A 4282-nucleotide genomic window follows, 5' to 3' on the forward strand; every position below is an offset into this window, starting at 1 on the left:
AATCAGAGACCACTTAAAATACTTGACTGGCAAACACCTTATCAGATCATGCTGACAAATTTGTCCAAAAATTCGGATTAAATTTGCAATCTACCAAAAATAATTGTAAATAAATATTAGGGTCATAATATACAAGATATTCCTTAATTGACGATTGTTCATTATTTAATTGCTCCTATATACCACTTAATCTTTTTGTTAAGTGGTGTTTTATGATAATAAATTGTTTTCCTATCGAGTCAATTTTAAAACCACCATACTATCTTGTAGCTTGCTATTTTACAAGCATAAAAATTTGGGCTGATGGTTTATTAAAATTCTATCTATCCTCACATGAAGAAGCTAACTTAAATATTAAGACTTATTCTCTGGTATACTGAACCTGAATAATAATTGCCAAAATCAGTACAGGCATTAAAAGATCTTATTAATTATAGTTATACTTGATTAATATTGTTAGAACACCTATTGTGAAAACACTAAAGACACTACCTGCAATGCCCAAACCGCTTAAGCCTACAGTGGCCACGACATATCCTCCAATTGCAGATCCGGTAGCAACTCCAACATTTGAAAAAATTGAATTAAAAGAAGAAGCTAAAACCAATGATTGGGGATAATTTTGTTTGGCAATATCCATGTAATACAATTGCATGGGTGAGTTAGAAATAGACATTGTTAAAGCCATTATGAGAATGGCACTGATTTTTAGCCCTGTTAAATTTCCACTTATGAATATAAGAAAGATACTAATAGCTTGAAGGATAAAAAATTTTTTTAAATTGCTTTTCCATTTCATGTTTGCTATACGCCCACTCACTTGGTTGCTTACCAATCCACATAGTCCGTACAAAAATAGAACAATTATGACATTGTCGTGGGAGAAACTTAACTCTTTAATTAATATCGGCTTCAAATAGGTATAAATGATATAAATGGCACTAAAATTAAAGACCGGGACCAGAATACCCCAGATGATTCTTTTGTCTTTTAAGATAGCTAACTGTTTGAATATATTATGTGTTCCATTTTGTGTTAAATTATGAGGTAGCAAATAGAAAACTACGATAGTAATAAAGAGTGAGGCAAAAAAAATTGTCCAAAAAGTTAATCGCCAGTTAAGGTTATCACTTATCCAAGTGCCTAAAGGTACGCCAAAAACTGAAGCGATACTGAAGCCTGAGAACACCCAAGATATTAGCCAAGCTCTTTTTCTCTGAGGAGCAATTACAGCTGCAAAGGTAATAGCAGTCGACATCAGAGGCCCAGATGATAGGGCTGTTATAATTCTACTCATAAGTAGTACATTAAAATTACTAGCTATAGCTGTCAATAAGTTTCCAAATGAAAAAATCAGCAATAAAAAGAGCATAACTTTATGCAAAGCGCTACTACCAATAGATAAGTTAATTATTGGTGTTGCAACTGCATAAACGATTGCAAATATGGTTACGAGTGCCCCAATGTTTGCGATAGAAACTCTAAAATCTGTCGATAAATTATTTATAATTCCTATTATAATAAATTGACTCAAACCCATTGTGAACGTTAGAAATGTTAATAATATGCATTGAAGGTTGATTTTCTTTTTCATATGACCACCTTATTAAGAGATACACTAAAAAAGTTGGCTTTTTCCTACCGATTATGTGCAATTAAATCATGTAACTGTTTAAAATCAGGGGTAAGATCATAAGCGTGAGTTTTGGCTTCCATGACCGCGTTTATTTGTTGTTTAATCCTTTCGGTATCTTCCTCATCGGTATAACTAACCCAGTTGATATGCTCTAGCCAATCAAAGTAAGCGTGCTTACCTTTCCCATAACTGTTTCCAAATAACAAGCAAGGTGTTCCTGTTAAAACGGAAAATACCATTGCATGCCAGCGATCTGTAATAATTATTTCCTGGTGCGAGAATAGTTCTAGTTCTGAATCAAATAATGACTCCCGAGTAACAGGTGTTATCTTTTGTGGTTCGTCTAGAACGGTATCAACTCTTTTTACAGGGCGTTCATTTCCTAAAATATCTTTTATATTGTCAATCGTACTTTTTTTAACAACTTTTTCTGAATCATGCCGTAAAACGAATAAAGCCCCATTTCGATTGAACTTCCAGTTGACAGATTTCATATATAAAACCATATCAGGTGTAAAAATGACTTTATTGTTGAAAGTAGTCTGCATTCTATGGTAACTCTGTGCATCTCGAGCTACTAGAACTAAATTGGGGTTTTTTTGGTAAGCCTCTTGACTTAACTTTTGTTCATAAAGTCCAGCTTCATTGTCTTCAAAATGAATAGACTGTGGGAATGAGATGGTTAGGTTATCAGTAAAAGTTGAAAATACTTTTCGGCGTGCTCGCTCGTGATTAAGATAAAGATTTCCCATGTTTCCACCACCAGTAAAGGCAACAATATCTTGTTTAGTTATACATTGCTTAACAACTGGAATAGCCGCATCATCATCTTCCTCTACTATTTCAATATATTGGTAATCTGGAAACTCAGCTTCAATATATTTTCGTTCGGCTAATGATATTGCCTGGTCACCAAGATTGGTATAGCTAGGAACACCAAACATAAAAAATTTTGGCTGATTATTTTTAGGCAATTCGTGTACAACGTTATTAGGATGGATATAAAAGTTAGCCATATTATTTTCCTCCTTCTAATTTTATTTGCTGGAACTTTCCTGATAGGATTTTTTCATTTTCTCTTGATTAATAACAGTCAAGGAAAGAAATAAACTGCACCCATTTGTTATGGCAAATACAAAAAAGACAGTGGCTGTTCCTAAAGCATTAATTAGCAATGGGTAAACTAAGCTAATTGAAAAATTAGTGATCCATGTGGTTGCTGTAGCAATTGACATAAATCTAGCTTTGACACTATTAGGGAACATTTCTGCCATAATCAACCAAGTAACAGGGCTAACAATACCTTGATGGTTCGCTAGAAATAGGACAAGCATTGCTAGAACCAAAGTATTTGTAACTACCTGTGGCAGCATGTTTGTGTGCATAATAACCCCTAACAACGCTAAGAAGATAATATTACCCATTAACCCAATTTTTAACATTTTCAGATGGTTGTGATTGGCAATCATTCTGGTTCCAAAGATACTAGCGATGACAGATGCTAAGCCGATTAATATATTCGCATACAAAGAACCACGTTCTCCCATACCAACCTTTTCTAACAAGATAGTGCCATAATACATAACTGTATTAACACCCGATACTTGTTGAATCAAGGCAATAACGATTCCAATCAAGAGTAAGTAGACTAATCGTTTATTCGAAAAGATTTGGTTCCAAGTGAGCTTTGTCTCTGTTTTGATATTCTTTTTACGCCCATCAATGATCCTGTTAGCAGTTTGTTTTTTGAATCCTAGTCGATGAGCTAAATTACGTGCTCTTTTTAAATGCCCTCTTTGTACTAACCAGTTAGGACTTCCAGCAATATTGAATGAATTAATCCATAAGATAATAGAGGGGACACATGCCATTAAAATCATAACGCGCCAAATTGGATCCCAGTTACCCCATAGACTGCCTAAAAGGGCATTCATAATAAACGCTACTAGTTGTCCTAAAACGATAAAAATTGCATTCTTATTGACGTTGCTAGCACGAACTTCCCTTGGGGATATTTCTGCAAGATACATTGGAGAAAGACTTGAGGCAGCACCAACAGCTAGTCCCAGGATAAACCTAAATGTGGTCATAAAGATATAATTGAGTGATAATGCGCAACATACAGTTGCCAGTGTAAAGATAACTGCAACCCAACGAAGTGTAACCTTTCTGCCATATTTATCAGCATATTTTCCACATAGGAATGCACCAAGGCAAGCCCCTAAGACTAAAGAGCTTGACACGATTCCCTGACGGGAAGGAGTTAGATTTAATTGGCTAGTCTTGCTCATAAAAGCCAAAGCTCCATTGATAACACCAGTATCATACCCAAATAGGAATCCTCCCAAAGATATGACGTAAACACTGTAGTTTAATAATCCATATTTTCTGCCACTTCTATTTTGCATAGCCAATTTGTCCACTTCTTTCAGCTTGTTAATAATTAGAGTGGCTTTACATGAAATTAAAGTAAAACATTTATAAAAAAGCCAATTACTACAGTAATTGACCAGCCAATAACAACCATGGATTCATTTAAAAGATTGTGGCAAATTCTATAATTAATCCGAACAGAAATTAAAAAGCCCAAAGCAATCACTTACAATGGTAGTAGCTAATTCCAACCAATATAGGAAGTGATTACTT

The 4282-nt window shown here is 34.5% G+C and carries 3 protein-coding genes; all 3 read right to left on the bottom strand.

Going from position 1 to position 4282, the window contains the following annotated elements; translation table 11 throughout:
* Positions 1 to 427: 427 nt before the first annotated feature.
* Genes GB992_RS11270 through GB992_RS11280 form a run of 3 tightly spaced genes read right to left on the bottom strand, consistent with a single transcriptional unit; the run spans position 428 to position 4044 of the window.
* Positions 428 to 1594: an MFS transporter gene (locus GB992_RS11270; protein ID WP_161002530.1), complete on the bottom strand. Its 1167-nt coding sequence runs from the start codon at positions 1592 to 1594 to the stop codon at positions 428 to 430.
* 44 nt (positions 1595 to 1638) lie between these two features.
* Positions 1639 to 2652: a polysaccharide pyruvyl transferase family protein gene (locus GB992_RS11275; RefSeq protein WP_161002531.1), complete on the bottom strand. Its 1014-nt coding sequence runs from the start codon at positions 2650 to 2652 to the stop codon at positions 1639 to 1641.
* Positions 2653 to 2673: 21 nt separating this feature from the next.
* Positions 2674 to 4044: a sugar porter family MFS transporter gene (locus GB992_RS11280; RefSeq protein WP_161002532.1), complete on the bottom strand. Its 1371-nt coding sequence runs from the start codon at positions 4042 to 4044 to the stop codon at positions 2674 to 2676.
* Positions 4045 to 4282: the final 238 nt, after the last annotated feature.

The sequence above is a fragment of the Furfurilactobacillus milii genome (assembly GCF_009863985.1).
In the GTDB taxonomy this organism is placed as follows: Bacteria; Bacillota; Bacilli; order Lactobacillales; family Lactobacillaceae; genus Furfurilactobacillus; species Furfurilactobacillus milii_A.